This is a genomic window from Buchnera aphidicola (Diuraphis noxia) (assembly GCF_001700895.1).
In the GTDB taxonomy this organism is placed as follows: Bacteria; Pseudomonadota; Gammaproteobacteria; order Enterobacterales; family Enterobacteriaceae; genus Buchnera; species Buchnera aphidicola_D.
In genome coordinates this window covers 41,033-62,318 of record NZ_CP013259.1, presented here as the reverse complement: position 1 = coordinate 62,318, position 21,286 = coordinate 41,033, and the positions used below count along the sequence as shown (strand labels likewise).

General features: G+C 26.4%; 17 protein-coding genes and 4 tRNA genes. 14 read left to right on the top strand and 7 right to left on the bottom strand.

Annotated elements, in window-relative coordinates:
* Positions 1 to 25: 25 nt before the first annotated feature.
* Both dnaG and rpoD read left to right on the top strand, forming a co-directional pair.
* On the top strand, positions 26 to 1,801 hold the full coding sequence (gene dnaG / locus ATN01_RS00275) for a DNA primase (protein WP_075433124.1): 1,776 nt from the start codon (positions 26 to 28) through the stop codon (positions 1,799 to 1,801).
* An 88-nt stretch (positions 1,802 to 1,889) separates the two neighbouring features.
* Positions 1,890 to 3,722: an RNA polymerase sigma factor RpoD gene (gene rpoD / locus ATN01_RS00270; RefSeq protein ID WP_075433123.1), complete on the top strand. Its 1,833-nt coding sequence runs from the start codon at positions 1,890 to 1,892 to the stop codon at positions 3,720 to 3,722.
* An 86-nt stretch (positions 3,723 to 3,808) separates the two neighbouring features.
* On the opposite strand, the gene cysE is transcribed toward rpoD, so the two are convergent.
* The 7 genes from cysE to metF form a co-directional block, all read right to left on the bottom strand.
* Positions 3,809 to 4,630: a serine O-acetyltransferase gene (gene cysE, locus ATN01_RS00265; protein ID WP_075433122.1), complete on the bottom strand. Its 822-nt coding sequence runs from the start codon at positions 4,628 to 4,630 to the stop codon at positions 3,809 to 3,811.
* A gap of 78 nt (positions 4,631 to 4,708) precedes the next feature.
* Entirely contained in the window at positions 4,709 to 5,155 is a 447-nt protein-coding gene (gene secB, locus ATN01_RS00260) for a protein-export chaperone SecB (protein ID WP_075433599.1), read from the bottom strand.
* A gap of 92 nt (positions 5,156 to 5,247) precedes the next feature.
* The gene (locus ATN01_RS00255; protein ID WP_075433121.1) at positions 5,248 to 5,682 is read right to left on the bottom strand and encodes a rhodanese-like domain-containing protein; all 435 of its coding nucleotides are present in this window, start codon (positions 5,680 to 5,682) and stop codon (positions 5,248 to 5,250) included.
* 132 nt (positions 5,683 to 5,814) lie between these two features.
* Positions 5,815 to 7,194 (bottom strand): argininosuccinate lyase, encoded by a 1,380-nt coding sequence (gene argH / locus ATN01_RS00250; RefSeq protein WP_075433120.1) that lies wholly within the window; start codon positions 7,192 to 7,194, stop codon positions 5,815 to 5,817.
* Positions 7,195 to 7,251: 57 nt separating this feature from the next.
* On the bottom strand, positions 7,252 to 8,460 hold the full coding sequence (locus ATN01_RS00245; protein ID WP_075433119.1) for an argininosuccinate synthase: 1,209 nt from the start codon (positions 8,458 to 8,460) through the stop codon (positions 7,252 to 7,254).
* A gap of 45 nt (positions 8,461 to 8,505) precedes the next feature.
* On the bottom strand, positions 8,506 to 9,279 hold the full coding sequence (gene argB, locus ATN01_RS00240) for an acetylglutamate kinase (protein WP_075433118.1): 774 nt from the start codon (positions 9,277 to 9,279) through the stop codon (positions 8,506 to 8,508).
* 1,809 nt (positions 9,280 to 11,088) lie between these two features.
* Positions 11,089 to 11,970, bottom strand: coding sequence for a methylenetetrahydrofolate reductase (gene metF, locus ATN01_RS00235; protein WP_075433117.1), 882 nt, complete (start codon positions 11,968 to 11,970; stop codon positions 11,089 to 11,091).
* Positions 11,971 to 12,092: 122 nt separating this feature from the next.
* Between metF and murB the strand changes: the two genes are divergently transcribed.
* The 12 genes from murB to rpoB all read left to right on the top strand — a co-directional run bounded on the left by murB (position 12,093) and on the right by rpoB (position 21,230).
* Entirely contained in the window at positions 12,093 to 13,166 is a 1,074-nt protein-coding gene (gene murB, locus ATN01_RS00230) for a UDP-N-acetylmuramate dehydrogenase (protein ID WP_075433116.1), read from the top strand.
* A gap of 92 nt (positions 13,167 to 13,258) precedes the next feature.
* Positions 13,259 to 13,331: transfer RNA gene (locus ATN01_RS00225), tRNA-Thr, on the top strand.
* 20 nt (positions 13,332 to 13,351) lie between these two features.
* Positions 13,352 to 13,433, top strand: a tRNA-Tyr gene (locus tag ATN01_RS00220).
* Positions 13,434 to 13,454: 21 nt separating this feature from the next.
* Positions 13,455 to 13,526, top strand: a tRNA-Gly gene (locus ATN01_RS00215).
* Between the two features lie 11 nt (positions 13,527 to 13,537).
* Positions 13,538 to 13,610 (top strand) — tRNA-Thr (locus ATN01_RS00210).
* 211 nt (positions 13,611 to 13,821) lie between these two features.
* Positions 13,822 to 14,205 (top strand): preprotein translocase subunit SecE, encoded by a 384-nt coding sequence (gene secE / locus ATN01_RS00205; protein ID WP_075433115.1) that lies wholly within the window; start codon positions 13,822 to 13,824, stop codon positions 14,203 to 14,205.
* Between the two features lie 2 nt (positions 14,206 to 14,207).
* Positions 14,208 to 14,753 carry a transcription termination/antitermination protein NusG gene (gene nusG / locus ATN01_RS00200; protein ID WP_075433114.1) on the top strand — a complete coding sequence of 182 codons (546 nt, stop codon included), beginning with the start codon at positions 14,208 to 14,210 and terminating at the stop codon, positions 14,751 to 14,753.
* 43 nt (positions 14,754 to 14,796) lie between these two features.
* Positions 14,797 to 15,225, top strand: coding sequence for a 50S ribosomal protein L11 (gene rplK, locus ATN01_RS00195; RefSeq protein WP_075433113.1), 429 nt, complete (start codon positions 14,797 to 14,799; stop codon positions 15,223 to 15,225).
* A gap of 4 nt (positions 15,226 to 15,229) precedes the next feature.
* Positions 15,230 to 15,925 carry a 50S ribosomal protein L1 gene (gene rplA, locus ATN01_RS00190; RefSeq protein ID WP_075433112.1) on the top strand — a complete coding sequence of 232 codons (696 nt, stop codon included), beginning with the start codon at positions 15,230 to 15,232 and terminating at the stop codon, positions 15,923 to 15,925.
* A gap of 159 nt (positions 15,926 to 16,084) precedes the next feature.
* Positions 16,085 to 16,582, top strand: a complete 498-nt coding sequence (rplJ, locus tag ATN01_RS00185; RefSeq protein ID WP_075433111.1) for a 50S ribosomal protein L10 — start codon at positions 16,085 to 16,087, stop codon at positions 16,580 to 16,582.
* 65 nt (positions 16,583 to 16,647) lie between these two features.
* Positions 16,648 to 17,016 (top strand): 50S ribosomal protein L7/L12, encoded by a 369-nt coding sequence (gene rplL, locus ATN01_RS00180; protein WP_075433110.1) that lies wholly within the window; start codon positions 16,648 to 16,650, stop codon positions 17,014 to 17,016.
* Positions 17,017 to 17,201: 185 nt separating this feature from the next.
* Positions 17,202 to 21,230 carry a DNA-directed RNA polymerase subunit beta gene (gene rpoB, locus ATN01_RS00175; protein ID WP_075433109.1) on the top strand — a complete coding sequence of 1,343 codons (4,029 nt, stop codon included), beginning with the start codon at positions 17,202 to 17,204 and terminating at the stop codon, positions 21,228 to 21,230.
* The last annotated feature ends 56 nt before the right edge of the window (positions 21,231 to 21,286 follow it).

Sequence of the window (21,286 nt, the reverse complement as noted above, 5' to 3'; positions counted from 1 at the left end):
ACTAATTTTTATAATTTAAAAATATATGACTGGGAAAATACCTAAATATTTTATTAATGAATTATTATCTCTAACTGATATTGTAGAACTTATTAAATCACGATTAATCCTGAAAAAATGCGGTAAAAACTATCAAACCCACTGCCCTTTTCATAATGAAAAAACTCCATCATTTACTGTTAGCTATGAAAAACAATTTTATTATTGTTTTGGATGTTATGCACATGGAAATGCTATTGATTTTTTAATAAATTATGAACGTTTAAACTTCATAGAAAGCATTGAAGAATTATCTATAATGCACGGCATGACAATACCATTTGAAAATACACAAGATAATTTTTTTTATGTAAAAAAACAAAAATTATATTTATTAATGAATCAATTATGCAAATTGTATCAAAAAAATATTATTTTAGATAATTCAGCTAATGAATATTTATTTAAAAGAGATATTAACAACACAATGATTAGTACTTTTTTAATTGGTTTTGCTAGTTTTAATTGGAATATTTTTTGTAAAAAAATACATATAAATAAAAAATTAGAAGAAGACTTATTAGTTTACAATATATTATCGATCAATAAAAAAGGATATAAATATGATGTTTTTCAGGGACGTATAACATTTCCAATACAGGATCAAAATGGTAGAATTATAGCGTTTGGAGGACGTTCAATAAATAATTTTTTACCAAAATATCTAAATTCTCAAGAAACAGATATTTTTTGTAAAAGAAAACAAATTTATGGGTTATATCAAGTTAAAAAAAAATTCTCAAAACCGAAATATCTATTAGTTGTGGAAGGCTATATTGATGTTATATCATTAACGCAATATAATATCAACTATGCAGTTTCTTGTTTAGGTACTTCTATAACGATTGAACACATTCAAATTCTTTTTCAAAATACCAATACAATTATCTGTTGTTATGATGGCGATACAGCTGGAAAAAATGCAGCTTGGAATACTTTAAAAAAAGCATTACCATATATATCAGATGCAAAGACTATAAAATTTATGTTATTACCTAATAATGAAGATCCTGATACAATTATCAGAAAAGAAGGTAAAGAAAAATTTCAAATCCGAATTGATAATGCAATAACTATGTCAAATTTTTTTTTCACACACATGTTAACAAATATTAATTTATCGTCAATAGACAATAAATTTTACTTAAGTAAACGTGCTTTACCTTTAATAAACACTATTGCTAGTGATACTATACGCATTTATTTACGTCAAAAACTAGCTAGAATGATAGGAATTTTAGATGACAATCAATTTGAAAAATTTTTATATGAACAAGAAATTAAAAAAATACAAAAACCAGAATTTTACATCAAAAGAACTCCAATGAGAATTCTTATAGCTTTACTTATACAAAATCCTGATCTAGCTATAATAGCTCCTCCAATAAAAAAATTAAAAAAAATAAAAATAAAAGGTTTATATATTTTTTTAGAAATATTACAAATATGCTTAGATTATCCTAAAATTAAAACAGGTCAGATATTAGAATTTTATAGAAACACTAACATCAATAATATTTTAAAAATGTTATCTAGATGGGATCATATGATTGTTCAAGAAGAAATTCAAAATATGTTTTTAGATCTATTAACTAATATATATGATAAAATTCTTGAAGAAAGACAAGAATATCTTATTGCACAAGAAAGAACAATAGGACTCACTATGACTGAAAAAAAAGAAATTTGGTCTATTAATAAAAAACTATCAAATAATAAAAATTTTTCAAAAAATAATACACATAATACTCAAAAAAATTAAATAATTTTTTATTAAAATTTTTAATATTAAATTTAGATTTAAAAAATTATTAATTTTCATCAAACTAATAGAATTTGGATATCGTCTTATGGATCAAAATCCACAATCACAACTTAAGCTACTTGTTAATCATGGTAAAGAACAAGGCTATTTAACCTATGCTGAAGTTAATGATCATCTGCCAGAAGACATTATTGATTCTGAACAAATTGATGACATTATTCAGATGATTAATGACATGGGAATTCCAGTGGTTGAAGAAGCGCCTGATGCTGATGATTTGATTTTAAATGAAATACAATCAGACACAGATGAAGATGCGGTTGAAGCAGCAACACAAGTTTTATCTAGTGTAGAATCAGAATTAGGACGAACAACGGATCCTGTGCGAATGTATATGCGAGAAATGGGTACTGTAGAACTATTAACACGAGAAGGAGAAATAGACATAGCTAAACGTATTGAAGAAGGCATAAATCAAGTTCAATGCTCAGTATCAGAATATCCAGAAGCCATAACTTATCTGCTTGAACAATACGATCGTATTAAAACTGGTGAAATACGATTATCTGATATAATAACAGGATTTGTAGATCCTAGTGTAGAAGAGATTTATTCCCCTGTAACTATTAATATAGGTTCAGAAATTCTAGATGAATTACAAAATAATGATGAAGAAAATAATCAAACAGAAAATGAAGATGATCACAGTGTTGATCCAGAATTAGCAAACGAAAAATTTTCTGAATTACGAAAACAATATAATAACACTAATGAAATAATTAAGAAAAAAAATAGAACACATAAAGATTCTTTATTAGAAATTTACAATCTTTCAGAAGTGTTTAAACAATTTCGATTAGTTCCAAAACAATTTGATCATTTAGTTAATAATATGCGAAATATGATGGAACGTGTTAGAACACAAGAAAGAATAATCATGAAATTATGTATTGAAGAATGCAAAATGCCAAAAAAAATATTTATTAAAATTTTTCCAGAAAAAAAAATTAATTACCATTGGTTCATAAAAGAACAAAATACAGATCAACCATGGTCTAACAATTTAAAAAAAATAAAAGAAGCGGTTTTTATTAGTATACAAAAATTAATAGACATAGAACAAGAAACAGGTTTAACAATTGAACAAGTTAAAGATATTAATAAAAGAATGGTCATTGGTGAAGCCAAAGCTAAAAGAGCAAAAAAAGAAATGGTAGAAGCTAATTTAAGATTAGTGATTTCTATTGCAAAAAAATATACGAATAGAGGATTACAATTTTTAGACTTAATTCAAGAAGGAAATATTGGTTTAATGAAAGCAGTAGATAAATTTGAATATCGTCGTGGTTATAAATTTTCAACATATGCAACTTGGTGGATTCGACAAGCTATTACTAGATCTATTGCTGATCAAGCTCGTACTATTCGTATTCCAGTTCATATGATAGAAACTATTAATAAACTAAATCGTATTTCTAGACAAATGTTACAAGAAATCGGTCGAGAACCAACTCCAGAAGAACTATCTGAAAAAATGCTTATTCCAGAAGACAAAATTAGAAAAGTTTTAAAAATAGCTAAAGAACCAATATCTATGGAAACTCCTATCGGAGACGATGATGATTCACATTTAGGTGATTTTATTGAAGATACCTCTCTAGAATTACCATTAGATTCTGCAACATCTGAAAGTTTACGATCAGCAACACATGATGTTTTATCGGGTTTAACTGCTCGTGAAGCAAAGGTACTACGGATGCGATTTGGCATTGATATGAATACTGATCATACTCTAGAAGAAGTTGGAAAACAATTTGATGTTACTCGAGAAAGAATACGTCAAATAGAAGCAAAAGCTCTTAGAAAACTACGTCATCCAAGTAGATCAGAAGTTTTGCGTAGTTTTTTAGATGATTAAAAAATGGTAATTATAAAATAAAACTTCTGAATAATAATTTATTTTCTCTTTAAAAACAACAGAAGTTTTTATTTTATATAAAACAATTAAATACCATCTCCGTATTGAAAATTATTTATTATACATGATAAATTATCTTTATTTTTTTGAGAAAATTCTTTATTATTGATTTTAACTATCTTAGCTGGCACTCCAACAACTGTAACATACGAAGGGATATTTTCTAACACTATAGAACCAGCACCTATTTTCGAACCTAAACCAACTTCAATATTACCTAATATTTTTGCTCCAGCTCCTATCACGACATTTTTTCGAATAGTAGGATGTCTATTTTTGCTATCATTTTTACCTGTTCCACCTAAAGTAACTGAATGAAAAATTGAAACATTATCTTCTATAATGACACCTTCTCCAATAACAATTCCAGTTGCGTGATCAAGCATTATACCAGAACCAATAGAAGCTGCTGGATGAATATCTACTGAAAAAATTACAGATATTCTACTTTGCAAGTATATAGATAACAATTTTTTTTTAATATTCCAAAGATAATGACTTAATCTGTAAGCTTGTAAAGCATGAAAACCTTTTAAATATAATAAAGGTGTTAAATAATCTGTTACTACTGGATCTCGTTTCAATACAGCTTTTAAATCTTCTAATACAACGTTTACAAGAGAAACATTATTTAGATATATATAATTAAATATTTTTCGAATCTTTTTTTCAGAAACGCTGGATATAGATAATTTATTAGATAATATATAACTCAAAGAACTACTTAAAGTTTTATGTTTCAAAATACAATTATAATAAAAATCTGATAAAATTGGTTCTTTTTTTAATAAAAGTGAAACTTCGCATATTATTTTATTCCATATTTTTGATATTTCTAAAACAGACATAATTATTCTCCTAAACAACATATAATTATTTTGATAATTTAAAAAATTCTAGTTATCAGATAAAAAAGTCAATTAGTTTTATTTATGTTGTTTTTTTGAATTTATATGATTAAAATAAATAGAATCAAAATTAATTGGAGCAATATTTATCTGTGGAAAACTGGCACGAGAAACTAAATTAGATATACATTCACGCGCATAAGGAAACAAAATATTCGGGCAATAAGAATGTAAGCAATGGCTAAGTTGATCTTCTTTTAAATTTGAAATAAAAAAAATACCAGCTTGATGCACATCACATAAAAATACTACATTATCTTTTATTTTTACTATAACTCTTATTTGTAAAACAATTTCAAAAATATTTTTTTCTATCTTTTTAAAAAAGGTATTTAAATCGATTTTAATGATAGGTTTCCAATTAAGATAAAAAATATTTGGTGTATGAGGAGATTCAAAAGAAATATCTTTTATATAAATACGTTGAATTTCAAAAATATTTTTTTTTATTTTTTCTTCTGACATAAAATATATCCAAAAAAAATTAGCAATTATTATATCCATATTACAAATTGAATTTTGTTTCCATGAAATTCAAAGATTTATTAATGATGTGATTATTTATCTTCAATAACTAAAGGTAAATGATCTAAAGACCAATAATATATACCGTTTTTTAAAACATAAATACGATTAAATCCATTTTTTAAAAATTCTGCCATACAATTTTTGCATTCATTCATTTCACTCAATATTAGAATGACTGGAAAAGATTTATAATCTTCTATTTTTTTTAAATTACCTGAAAGAATTTGATTTAACGGAATATTGATAGAATTTACAATATGTCCTTTTTTAAATACTTCTATAGAACGAGTGTCAACTACAATTCCATTGTTTTTATTAATTAATTTTATCGCTTGAATATTATTAATAATTTTATCTTTAAAAGAATTGATCTTAATTATCAACAATAATGATAAGATAAGAAAAAAAAACCATAAACTAATTAATATAAAATGTTGGTTACAAAAAAATATTACTTCTTTCATAGTTTATATATCCTATTTTTTTAAATGATAAAAATTTAATTTTTAATACAAATTATTAACTTGGTATTTAAATATTTTTAAATCCAAGTTAACAAATAAAAATACAAAAAATATTATATTAATAAAAAATTTTTAAATAACATTTAATCTGTGTTTTTCTTTAATAATTTCTTTATAAACTTGACATGGCGAAACACCACCTTGAGATACTCTTTTTTTAAGACATTCTTCTAAAGAAATATTTTGATATATATCATCTTCAATAAGATTATTATATATTTTAAATGTAGCTAACGTTAGTTCATTTAAAGATTTTTTTTGACTAATAGCTTCAAGTACTAATTGACCTGATATTTTATGTGCTTCGCGAAAAGCAACACCCTTTTTTACTAAATAATCTGCAATTTCTGTAGCATTAGAATATCCTTCTTCTGCAGCTTTACGACATGATTCATGTTTAATTTTAATGTTTTTTAAGATTAAAATTGCTATACATAAACAATCATTCCAAGTTTTTACCGCATCAAATAAACATTCTTTATCTTCTTGCATATCTTTATTGTAAGCTAAAGGAAGCGATTTTAAAACAGTTAAAATTGAAGTTAGAGAACCATAAACACGACCGCATTTAGAACGAATTAACTCTAATGCATCTGGATTCTTTTTTTGCGGCATTAAAGATGAACCTGAAGTGATTGAATCAGATAATTCAATAAAATTAGCCTCACCAGAATTAAAAAATATTAAATCTTCAGAAAATCGCGATAAATGCATCATGCTGATCGAAGCTGACGATAAAAATTCCACAACATAATCTCGATCTGAAACGCTGTCAAGAGCATTATTAGTTGCTGAATCAAATCCCATAGAAATCGCAAGTTCTTGACGATTGATTTTCCATCCTGTACCTGATAGCGCTCCAGAACCTAGAGGACTTTGATTTAATCGTTTTAACACATCTTGTAAACGACTAAAATCTCGTTTTAACATTTCTATGTACGCTAAACACCAATAAGAAAAAGTAATAGGTTGCGCTCGTTGTAAATGAGTATAACCCGGCATAATAACATTATGATATGACTCTGCATTAACAATAAAATTTTTTTGTAATTCAATAATATTATCTAATAATATGTGTATCTTTTTTTTGCACCATAACTTTAAATCAGTTGTAATTTGATCATTTCTGCTACGACCAGTATGTAATTTACTTCCTAATTTTCCTATTTTATTAATAAGATTTAACTCTACCCAACTGTGAATATCTTCACAGTTACTGTTAAGAATTTGATTAGTATTATTTTTTATTTCTTTTAGTAAAATAAACAGTGCTGATTCTATTTTTTTTTGTTCTTCTGCAGTCAGAATGTTACTCTTCATAAGAGCTTTAGACCAAGCAATCGAACCAATTATATCTTCTTTTACTAAAATATAATCAAAAGATAAAGATCGATTGAAATTTTTAAATAATTCATCTGATTCTTTAACAAATCTTCCACCCCAAAGTTTCATATATTTTCTCTATAAAAAAAGATAAAAATAAACAATAATGAATCATATTTTTTTAAACTATCTATATTTATTTTTTGCTCGTATTCTCGAAGAAAGTGAAAAAAGACGAATGAAACCATCTGCATCTGACTGATTATAGACTTCATCTTTTCCAAAAGTAGCATATTCCTGAGAATATAATGCATGAGACGATTTTTTTTGAACAGCTATAACACTTCCTTTATATAATTTCAATATTACTTCACCAGTAATTTCAGTTGATAATTCATTAGCAGCTGCTTGTAAAGATCTTCGTATCGGAGAAAACCAACGACCATCATAAACCACTGAAGCCATTTTTAAACCAATTTTCTCTCTCCATTGAAAACTTTCACGATCTAACACTAATTGTTCAATAGCTCTCATAGCTGTTGTAATAATAGTACCTCCAGGTGTTTCGTAACAACCACGAGACTTGATTCCAATTAATCTATTTTCAATAATATCAATTCTACCAATAGCATGTTTAGAACCCAATTTATTTAAAACTTCTACACATTGCAAGGGATTCAATTTTTTATTATTTACAGAATACACACAACCTGATTGTAATTTTAACGAAACATATTCAGGAGTATCTGGAGCTTCTTCAGGTCTAACTGTCCAACTCCAACAATCTTCATTAGATTCATTCCATGGATCTTCAAGCAAACCGCCTTCTGTAGAAATATGCCAAGTATTTTCATCTTTACTATAAATTTTTTCTAATGTAGCTGTTATAGGAATTTTTCTTTTCTGCAAATAATTTAATAAAGATTCTCTCGAATGAAGATTCCATTCTCGCCATGGTGCTATTACATATAAATCTGGAGCTAATGATGCGTATGCCATTTCAAAACGAACTTGATCATTACCTTTTCCAGTTGCACCATGACATAAAGCATCTGCTCCAATATTTAATGCTAATTCTACTTGTTTTTTTGCGATAATAGGCCTAGCTAACGCTGTTCCTAATAAGTAGTTACCCTCGTATAAAGCTCCACTTTTTAATGTTGGATAAACGTAATCTCTTATAAATTCTTCTTTTAAATCAAATAAATGACAACTAGATGCTCCTGATTCTAACGCTTTTTTCTCAATTCCTTTTAAATCTTTTTCAGATTGCCCTATATTAGCTACAAAAGCAACAACATCAACTTTGTAATTTTCTTTAAGCCAAGGAATAATTGCTGAAGTATCTAAACCACCAGAATATGCTAAGACTACTTTTTTTATTTTTTTCATCATTTGAAACCTTATTTTTATTAACATGTTGATATTATAATAAAAAAATTACACAAAAACTCGAGTACCAACATTTACACCATTAAATAACAACTCTAATGTTTCTAAATTTTTCCAACTCGCTATGTCTACATAACAATTCAAAACACGTGCTCCTTCTAATGCAGCATTGACTTTAATAATCATACCATTAGTAATAATGCCTTGTGTAATTAACTTTTCAGCATTTATAGTATTAATTTCAGATATTCTTTGACCTTTTCCATCTAATATTGAACTAATATCAGATAATAAAATCAAATTAGCTTTTAAAGTAGTTGCTAAAGCTACTGCTGCTAAATCAGACTGAACATGCATTAATAATCCATCTTTAGTAATTCCTATAGAACTAATAATAGGTAAAAAACCTGCTTTGTATATTTTATTTAAAAATGATGGTGACCCTGGTGTAGCTTTTCCTACATGTCCTAAATCTGGATCTAATTGTTTTACTTTAACACTGTTTCCGTCTGCTAAACATAATCCAATAGCATTTATATTAAATTTTAACGCCCACGATAAAAGACGTTTATTGACGTTCCCAGCTAATACTCCTGTGATAACATTCATATGTTCAGATGAAGTAATACGTAAACCATTTTTTTTTCTAACCTGTAAATGAAGTTTTCTCATTAAGTTATCAATTAAATAACTTCCTCCATGAATTATTACAACATGACGTTTATAAGATTTTAAACAATTCACTAAAGACTGAAAAAAACGCATCATAACTTTATTACTTTCTAAAAGAACTCCACCTAATTTAATCACTAAAGGATTCATTGTAATACACCGTATTATCAATTAAATGAATTTAATTTAAAACTAAAATGAATATCAAAAAACAATGTTTTTTAAAACACTGGTGTATTTATAATAACTTCACAAATACTCTTAAATAACTACAAGTATTATAAAATCATCTCTAATTATAGAGATAATATTATAAGACAATAATTTTTAAACTATTTTAGACCTAGATAAAAATATATAATTTAAAAACATTAATAATGTATTTTCATACAATTTACAAAATATTTTACGAATATTAGTTAATTTAACATTAAAGTTTTATCTTATAAATTATAACAATAACAACATCATGAAAAAATTTAAAAATATAATAAAACATTGTTAATTTTTTTAAAATTTTTAATAATTGTAACAGTATGATGTTATGAAAATAAATTGCATATTTGTCAACTTACTTTATACACAATATTATGAAAAATAATTTTTTTATTTACATTACTAACAGTATTAGAAAATACTTGATAAATATCGTCAAGAATGTCTTTTAACAACTAAGTTAATACTAAGTATATATAATTGTTAAAAATATTAGTACTGTGATTAATTAAAACATATTCATATTTACCTCTTTTCATTTTCTTTTAATTTTAGAAATGAATTTCTTTTATAGCATTTAACATTAATAAAAATTATAATACGCTAAATAAAACTGATTATTTTCGAATATAAAAAAAACAGAAAAAAATACAATAAGAAGAGATAAAAAGGTAGGAATAAAAGAATGGATGATATTATTATCTATTTCTAAAATACTACATTAATATTGTTTAATTCATATTAAATGACTTATAGATTGCAAATCTCACTGCTATAATGCTTATAAATGTTTTATATAGTACAATATATTTTTCTAAGAAAACTTACTTATATTTACGTTTTTTTAAAATAAATGTTTTTTGATACTAAACACATACATCAAATAAAATAAAATTTTTTGTATCATTCATAGATTTATTACATTACGTTCATTATATTAAATTCATTAAAATATAAAATCTTTTTTATTCAAATTATTAAAGATATTAATGAATGTGATGAAATATATATGTAGATTTTGATTTTTTCCTTAAAAATTACATCTATCATAAACACAAAAAATAAATACAATTCATTTATATTCTTTTTCTTAATTAAGAATAAATCTAAATCTAACCATTTTATAATATTTAATATTATTAAATAAGATATAAACAATAATCAGGACATACATCTTTACAATGAATAAATTTTTATAAAACATATTTCGTATTTTATCTAAACCATAGTATGGTATAAAACTCTGAAAAATATTTAAATATTAAAATGAATATTGTTAACATCGTGAATAATGTAATTATAAAGACAATTTGATATTTTTTATTTAACTGTAAATTTATTTACAAATACTTTATACGTAAGATCATCAATTATATTGATTTCTTAGTCATCTCCATTTGACAAATACAAGATATATGAAAAATACTCTGAAATGTTAATAGAAAATTTAATTTAAGAAAATCTACTATTAATGGTATACAGGATTTTAAATATACTAGTTTTAAAAAATTAGTATTTTTATATCTCTTTTAATACTCATTAAATAAAAAAGATTTTGAAAAAATCATATGTAAAAATAATAAAATTATATATCATTATAGAAAAAAATATCATTTTTTCATTATATCTATAATCAATGAAAATTGTATAAAACAATTATTTAAGGTCTTGTTTTTCAAACTTAATACAATTATAATTAAACAATGTATATATTACAGATTTTATTCTGAAATATCAAAAGTTTTACAAACCTAATACATGACATACAGTATAAACTGTATCAGATTGATTCAAGGTATAAAAATGAAAATTTTTTACCCCCTCTCGGGATAATATTTTAACCATATCAATTACAATACTAGAACCTATATTTTTTTGCGTAATTAAATCATTATCTAATCCATTAAATATTTGAAATAGCCAATCAGGAATTTTAACATTAGTTATACTTGAAAAACGCTGTAATTGATTAAAATTATAAATAGGTAAAATACCCGGTATAATTTCAACATTAATATTATTTTTTATACAATTATCTCTAAAACGTAAATAATTTTCAATAGTAAAAAAAAACTGTGTAATTATTTTATTTGCACCTGCATCAACTTTTTTTCTTAAATGAATAATATCAAATTCAGAATTTTTTGATTCTGGATGCATTTCAGGATAGCCTGCAACTAAAATATTAAAATTTGCTATTTTTTTTAACAAAAGAACTAAATCTACAGCATACATTTTATGTTCAAAATTATTTTTGTTTAATGTATCTCCTCTTAACGCAACAATACTTTTAATGCCATTTTCCCAATATTTTTTTGCTATTTCTTTTAATTCATCAGGTGTAGAATTCACACAAGTAAGATGTGCAGCAGTTGTAATACCTGTTTGTTCATATATTGTTTTTGCAAAATGATATGTCTTTTCACGCTCACCACTATTTGCTCCATATGTTACAGAAAAAAAATTAGGTTTTAATTTACTAAGTTTTTCAACTGTAGGCCAAAAAGTGTTTTCTAAAATCAAATTTTTAGGGGGATAAAATTCAAAAGAACACTTAGAAAAATTACGAATATTTTCTTTCTTTTGTTGGACTATATCTTTATAGTATTCAGAGATACGATACATATTAAATACTCCATTCAAATTATTTTAATATTAATTTTTTTGTAATTATATAGATTTTTGAAATCAATAGAAATATATTTATTACTATATAAAAAAAGTTAAATAATATTTTTAGAAAATTTATGTATAACAAAAAATATTCATATAATATCTCTTTAAAAAATTTAAACACATTTGGAATCAATGTAACAGCAAAAAAAATTATTTTTGTGAAAACAATTTCAAGATTAATTAAAACAATAAATAATTGTAAATTATTTAAAATTCCTTATTTGATTTTAGGTGAAGGAAGTAATGTTCTATTTTTAGAACATTATAAAGGAATTGTAATTTTTAATCGAATTAAAGGAATAACAATAACAGAAAACAATAATTTTTGGATGATACATGTTTCTTCAGGGGAAAAATGGCATAATGTAGTTAAATATACTTTAAATTTCGGTATTTTTGGTTTAGAAAATATGGCTTTAATTCCTGGTCGTATAGGTGCTGCTGCCATTCAAAACATTGGTGCCTATGGTTTAGAATTTAAAGATATATGTTCATATGTTGATGTCTTGTTTTTCAAAAATAATGATACTAAAAGAATTGATGTAAATTCATGTAAATTTTCTTATCGAAGCAGTGTTTTTAAATATGAATATAATTATGATTACGCTATTATAGCAGTCGGCATTAAATTATCAAAAATTTGGAATCCTGTTATATTTCCTATTTTAAAAAATTATACTACTTTACAAGATATAACACCATATAAAATTTTTAATATAATTTGTAAAATACGAATTAAAAAATTACCAGATCCTAAAAAAATTGGTAATGCAGGTAGTTTTTTTAAAAACCCTATTATTACCAAAAAACAAGCATACCCACTAATATCTTTATATAAAATTCCACATTATCCTCAAATAAATGGATTAATAAAAATATCTGGTGGTTGGTTGATTGAACATTATAATTTTAAAAACATACAAATTGGTGATGCAGCTATTCACAAAACACAAAAGTTAATACTGATAAACAAAAAAAATGCAACTTCTAAAGAAGTTATAAAATTAGCAAGAATAATACAAACATGTATTTTAAAAAAATTCAATATCTTTTTAGAACCAGAAATAGATTTTATTGGATCAACTAGAAAAATAAAACTGAAATTAAACAGTCGAATTAACTTATTGAAGTTGATGAATAAATAATATAGTAATATGTATAACCAATTTTTTTTATAAAATACTTGCAATAAATATGAAAAATTATATAATATTATTTATTATAAAATTTTCATAATGCCGGCTTAGCTCAGCAGGCAGAGCAACTGACTTGTAATCAGTAGGTCACCAGTTCGATTCCGGTAGCCGGCAATTAAAAAAATTATGTTAAAGGTGGGATTCCCGAGCGGCCAAAGGGAGCAGACTGTAAATCTGCCGTCATAGACTTCGAAGGTTCGAATCCTTCTCCCACCAAATCTAAAAAACGTAGTACATGCGGGCATCGTATAAAGGCTATTACTTCAGCCTTCCAAGCTGGAAATGCGGGTTCAATTCCCGCTGCCCGCTCAAAATACATTGCTGATATGGCTCAGTAGGTAGAGCACACCCTTGGTAAGGGTGAGGTCCCCAGTTCAATTCTGGGTATCAGCATATCTCAAAAAACACCTAAATTTTTTAAAATTATCGTACAATCTATCATAAATCTCTCCTTAATATTATTTTTTAACTTAAATTTTTTAATTTATCTAAATTTCTGCATAAAATAGCTGAATCTATTTCAAAAAAAATAAATATTTAGTATATATAAAACTATATATGTAACATATTTTTTCTATATTATTTTATAATTTTAGGAGAAACTATGAATAAAAATAATCAAGATCAAAAAGAATCTCAAATGTTAGAAAAAATAAAATGGTTATCTATATCTATATTATTTATTTTTACATTTATAATTAACTATTATTTTGACGAAGTACAATTATTTATTCGTATATTTATTACACTTTTTCTCATTATATTTGCAATTATAAGTTTATTTTCAATCAAACGGAATCAACAAATTTTATCATATATGAAAACGTTAAAAAAAGAAATACAAAACATAATATGGCCTTCATACAAAGAAAGTATGCATACCACATTAATTGTAATCATTATAACAATTTTTATGTCTTTTGTTTTATGGATCTTAGATAGTATGATATTCCATTTGATAGAATTTATTATTAATTTAAGGTTCTAAAAATGAATGAAGTCAAAATAAAAAAATGGTACGTATTACAAGCATTTTCTGGTTTTGAAAGCCGTGTCGCACAATCAATAAAAGAACATGTAAAATTAAATTCCATGGAAAATCTATTTGGAGAAGTAATGGTTCCGTCTCAAGAAGTTATTGAAATTCGATCTGGACAACGTAGAAAAAGTGAATATAAATTTTTTCCTGGATATGTTTTAATTCAAATGATCATGACTGATTCAACATGGCACTTGATAAGAAACATACCTAGAGTACTAGGTTTTATTGGAGGTAAAACAGATAAACCTTCACCAATCAGTGACAAAGAAGTAGAAATTATCATTAATAGACTAAAAAAAATTGGCAATAAACCAAGACCTAAAACACTATTTGAACCTGGTGAAATGATTCGTGTAAACGATGGCCCTTTCTCAGATTTTAATGGTGTTGTAGAAGAAGTTGACTATGAAAAAAGTCGACTGAAAGTCTCTGTATCAATTTTTGGAAGATCTACACCAGTTGAATTAGATTTCAGACAAGTTGAAAAACATTAATTTTTTTAAATAGACAAATGTTTTATATATTAGAGATAAAAATATGGCTAAAAAAATACAATCTTATATTAAACTTCAAGTATCAGCAGGAATGGCTAATCCTAGCCCACCGATAGGACCTGCTCTCGGTCAAAAAGGTGTAAATATTATGGAATTTTGTAAAATATTTAACAAAAAAACAGAAAATATAGAAAAAGGCCTTCCTATACCAGTAATTATCACAGTGTATTCTGATCGTTCATTTACATTTCTCACAAAAACACCTCCAGCATCTATTTTATTAAAAAAATTATCTGGAATTAAATCAGGATCAAGCAAACCAAAGTTAGAAAACAGTGGAAAAATCAATCGTGCGCAAATAAAAGAAATAGCAAATATTAAAAATAATGATATGACAGGTGCGAATCTCGAGAGTATGATGCGTTCTATTGAAGGAACTGCTAAATCTATAGGTTTAACAATCGAGGAATGAAAAAATGAGTAAATTTACTAAACGAATGCGAAAAATTAAAGAAAACATAAATTTAGAAAAATGTTATCCTCTGAAAGAATTAATAACTATATTAAAAAAACTATCTCAAGTAAAATTTAATGAAAGTATTGATATTGCAATTAATTTAGGAATAAACTCAAAAAAATCTGATCAGACTATTCGTGGTTCGACAATATTACCGAATGGCATTGGACGTTTTGTTAAAGTAGCAGTCTTTACTCAAGGTGATAATATTCAAATAGCAAAAAAAGCAGGTGCAGAACTAATAGGTATGGAAGATTTAGTTGAAAAAATAAAAAAAGAAGGTGTTAACTTTAATTCTGCAATTGCGTCACCAGATGCAATGAAAACAGTTACACAATTAGGACCAATATTAGGACCACGCGGTCTCATGCCTAATCCAAAGTTAGGAACAGTCACGACAAATATTTTTGAAGCAGTTAAAAATGCTAAAACTGGTCAAGTTCGATACCGTAATGATAAAAATGGGATAATTCATGCTACAATTGGTCGAATTAATTTTGAAACACGCTGCATTCAAGAAAATTTCAATATATTTTTAGATTCCATTAAAAAATCTAAACCTCCACAATCAAAAGGTATATACATAAAAAAAATAGTTTTATCAACAACAATGGGGATAGGATTAACAGTAGATTTATCTAGTTTATCTATATAACAAAATAATTTTAACCTTTACGCTAGAAAAAAAATTCTCTATAATAATCCGGTTTTTTATCAAAAAAATATATAAATTATTTTTAAATAAAAATCTATATATCATTGAAAATGATAAAAAACAAATGATCTCTCATTTAATAAGGAAAAATCAATAAAAATGCCGTTAAATCTTGATAAGAAGAAAGCAATTGTTTCTAAAATCAAAAAAATATCTAATACAGCATTATCAGCAGTTATTGCAGATTCTCAAAGTGTTTCTGTCAACGAAATAAACGTACTAAGAAAATCTGGACGTGAAATCGGGGTAAAAATGAGTATTGTTCAAAATACTCTATTATGTTTAGCTGTCAAAAATACTATTTTTGAATGTTTAAAAGAAATAATCAAAGGCTCTACATTTATTGCTTATTCCATGAATCATCCAGGAAGTGCTGCTAGACTTTTTAAAGAATTTTCAAAAAAAAACGAGAAATTTCAAATTACAGGAGCAGCATTTGAAGGAAAATTACTTTCTATTGCAGAAATTAATCAATTAGCAGATATGCCTACTTATAAAGAAGCAATTATAAAACTTTTATTCATATTAAAAATGTCAGTTGCCGGAAAACTTATTAATATATTATCTGCTATAAAAAAGAAAAAAGAAACCTCTTAAAAGTTATTATTTTTGATATTTTTAAAAATCAAAAATAATTCCAATTCTTATCAGGAATTATTGTTATGTCTATTACTAAAGAACAAATTTTACAAGCCGTATCAGAAATGTCCGTTATGAACGTCGTAGAACTTATATCTGCTATGGAAGAAAAATTTGGAGTTTCAGCCAATATGGCTATAAGTTCTAGTAGTAATTGTGAAAAAGATACACATGAAGAAAAAACAGAATTTGATATTTTTTTAAAAGCTATTGGTCCTAATAAGGTATCAGTCATCAAAACTGTACGTAGCGCAACTGGACTAGGATTAAAAGAAGCAAAAGATCTAGTAGAATCAGCACCAACAGTTTTAAAAGAAAACATTAGTAAAGAAGATGCAGAATCACTGAAAAAAACATTAGAAGATGTTGGTGCTGAAATCGAAATTAAATAAAGAAATTCAATTTTATAATTTTATGAACTTTCAAGAACGGCTGGTGATTTCAATTCACCAGCCTTTTTGATTAAAAAAAACTCAAATTTTTTCTAATCAATTCTCTAAAAAAACTAAAACTATCTTTCCTTTCAAAAAAGTTAAATCTCATATTTAACTAATCTATCAGCGAACTTAGGAACTCTATGGTTTACTCTTATACCGAAAAAAAACGAATTCGTAAAGATTTTGGTAAACGTCCACAAGTTTTGGATATACCATATCTTCTTTCTATTCAAATAGATTCTTTTAAAAAATTCATCAAACTAGATGAAGAAGGTCAACAAGGATTAGAAGCAGCATTTCGTTCTGTATTTCCAATCTGTAGCTATAATGGAAATTCTGAACTTCAATATGTCAGTTATCGTTTAGGAGAAGCTATTTTTGATGTAAAAGAATGTCAAATTAGAGGTGCTACTTATTCAGCAGCATTGAGAGTAAAACTACGCTTAGTAATTTATGAACGTGATATATTAGAAGCTACAGTAAAAGATATAAAGGAACAAGAAGTTTATATGGGTGAAATACCATTAATGACTGAAAATGGAACATTTATCATTAATGGAACAGAAAGAGTTGTAGTATCTCAGTTACATCGTAGTCCTGGAGTTTTTTTTGATAGTGATAAAGGTAAAACACATTCCTCTGGAAAAGTACTTTACAACGCACGCATTATTCCTTATCGAGGATCTTGGTTAGACTTTGAATTCGATCCAAAAGATAATTTATTTGTTAGGATTGATAGACGTCGAAAACTTCCAGTCACCGTGATTTTACGAGCTCTAAATTATAATACAGAAGAAATTTTAGATATATTTTTTGAAAAAAATATCTTTAAAATAGAAACAAATAAAATCGAATTAACATTAGTTCCAGAAAGACTGCGAGGTGAAACTGCATCATTTAATATTGAAAAAGATGGAAAAATATATGTAGAAAAAGGTCGTCGTATTACTGCTAGACATATTCAAGATTTGAAAAATAATAAGATAACTTCTATTACAGTTCCGATTGAATATATTTTAGGAAGAATTGTATCTAAAAATTATATGGACAAAAAAACAGGTGAAACTATTATTTTTGCTAATACAGAAATATCTTTAGAAATACTTGAAAAATTAAAAAAATCAAACTTCGATATTATCGAAACACTTTTTACAAATGATTTAGATCACGGTCCGTATATATCAGAAACATTAAAAATAGATTCAGCTAACGATCGTGCAAGTGCATTAATAGAAATTTATCGAGTCATGAGACCTGGTGAACCACCTACTAAAGAAGCTACAGAAAATTTATTTGAAAATTTATTTTTTTCTGAAGATAGATATGATCTTTCTTCTGTCGGTAGAATGAAATTTAATAGATCTCTGCTAAGAAAAGAAATCGAAGGATCAGGAACTTTAAACAAGAAAGACATAATTGATGTTATTAAAAAAATAATTAATATCCGTAATGGAAAAGGAGAAGTAGATGATATTGATCATCTAGGAAATAGACGTATTAGATCAGTAGGTGAAATGGCAGAAAATCAATTTAGAATAGGATTAGTAAGAGTAGAGAGAACAGTGAAAGAAAGATTATCTATTGGTGATTTAGAAACGCTCATGCCACAAGATATGATTAATGCTAAACCAATATCAGCTGCTGTCAAAGAATTTTTCGGTTCTAGCCAATTATCTCAATTTATGGATCAAAACAATCCATTATCAGAAATTACACATAAAAGAAGAATTTCAGCATTAGGATTGGGTGGATTAACTCGAGAAAGAGCTGGTTTTGAAGTGCGAGATGTTCATCCTACACATTATGGACGTGTTTGTCCCATAGAAACACCAGAAGGACCAAATATTGGATTAATTAATTCTTTATCTGTATATGCTCGAACAAATACATATGGCTTTCTAGAAACACCTTATCGAAAAGTAAAAAATGGTTTAGTGACTAAAGAAATTAAATATTTATCTGCTATAGAGGAAGGAAACTATATTATTGCACAAGCTAATACAAATATCGATAAAACTAGTTTTTTTACCGATGATTTAGTAACTTGTCGACATAAAGGCGAATCTAGTTTGTTTAATCGGAATCAAGTAAATTATATGGATGTTTCTACTCAACAAATTGTATCTGTTGGAGCATCATTAATTCCTTTTCTTGAACATGATGATGCTAATAGAGCTTTAATGGGCGCAAACATGCAACGTCAAGCAGTTCCAACATTAAAGACAGATAAACCATTAATTGGAACAGGAATGGAAAGAGCAGTAGCAGTAGATTCAGGTGTTACTATAGTTGCTAAAAGAAGCGGATTTATTCAATATGTTGATGCTTCTCGTATAATAGTTAAAGTCAACGAAGAAGAAATGTATTCAGAAGAAGCAGGCATAGATATTTACAATTTAACTAAATATACTCGATCAAATCAAAATACATGCATAAATCAACAACCATGTGTAAAACTCAACGAAATAATAAAAAAAGGAGATGTTTTGGCAGATGGTCCTTCTACTGATTTAGGTGAACTGGCGTTAGGGCAAAATATGCGAGTGGCTTTTATGCCTTGGAATGGATATAATTTTGAAGATTCTATATTAGTATCAGAAAGAGTTGTACAAGAAGACCGTTTTACCACAATTCATATACAGGAATTATCATGTATATCAAGAGACACAAAATTAGGACCAGAAGAAATTAGTTCAGATATACCTAATGTAGGAGAAGCAGCATTATCTAAACTAGATGTCTCAGGAATTGTATATATTGGAGCAGAAGTTACTGGTGGCGATATATTAGTCGGTAAGGTAACTCCAAAAGGAGAAACACAATTAACTCCAGAAGAAAAATTATTACGTGCTATTTTTGGAGAAAAAGCATCAGATGTGAAAGATTCTTCACTACGAGTTCCTAATGGTGTTTCAGGTACAGTGATAGACGTGCAAATATTTACTAGAGATGGTGTCAAAAAAGATAAAAGAGCTGTAGAAATTGAAGAAATGCAACTAAAAAAAGCAAAAAAAGATCTTACTGAAGAATTTAAAATATTCGAATCAAGCTTATTTTTACACATAAAAAAAACACTTATTTCTTTTCAAATTACAGTAGAGAATCTTAATAAATTACCTTATGAAAAATGGTTTTTAATTGAAGTAAAAAATAAGGAACAAAGAAAAGAAATAGATAAACTTCAAAAACAACATAATGAGCTAAAAAAAGAATTTAATAAAAAAATTGAATTAAAACGACGTAAAATAACACAAGGAGATGATCTCGCACCTGGTATTTTAAAAATCGTAAAAGTATACTTAGCAGTGAAACGTCAAATTCAGCCTGGTGATAAAATGGCTGGTCGACATGGAAATAAAGGAGTTATCTCGAAAATTAATCCTGTTGAAGATATGCCTTATGACGAAAATGGTATACCAGTTGATATTGTTTTAAATCCATTAGGTGTACCATCTCGAATGAATATAGGACAAATACTAGAAACACATTTGGGTATGGCAGCTAAAGGGATTGGTGATAAAATTAATGATATGCTTAAAAAACAAGAAAAAATATCTAATTTGAGACAATTTATACAAAAAGCATTTGATATAGGAGATAATTTACGTCAAAAAATAGATTTAAATACGTTTTCAGATCAAGAGATATTATGTTTGGCAAATAATTTAAAAAATGGTATTCCTATTGCCACTCCTGTTTTTGATGGTGCACAGGAAAATGAAATAAAAAAATTTTTAGAATTCGCTAATTTACCAACTTCAGGACAAATTACACTCTTTGATGGAAGAACAGGAGAAAAATTTGAAAGACCAGTGACAGTTGGTTATATGTACATGTTAAAATTAAACCATTTAGTAGACGACAAAATGCACGCTCGTTCTACTGGTTCTTATAGCTTAGTTACTCAACAACCACTCGGTGGAAAAGCTCAATTCGGTGGACAACGTTTTGGTGAAATGGAAGTGTGGGCATTAGAAGCGTATGGAGCATCTTATACCTTACAAGAAATGCTAACTGTTAAATCTGATGATGTTAACGGAAGAACTAAAATGTATAAAAATATTGTAGATGGTAATTATCAAATGGAACCTGGTATGCCAGAATCTTTTAACGTACTACTAAAAGAAATACGATCATTAGGTATTAATATCGAATTAGAAAACGAATAATCAAAATACTCTTAAAGAAATTAACAATGTTTCTAGATTCATCACCTTAAAAAGGT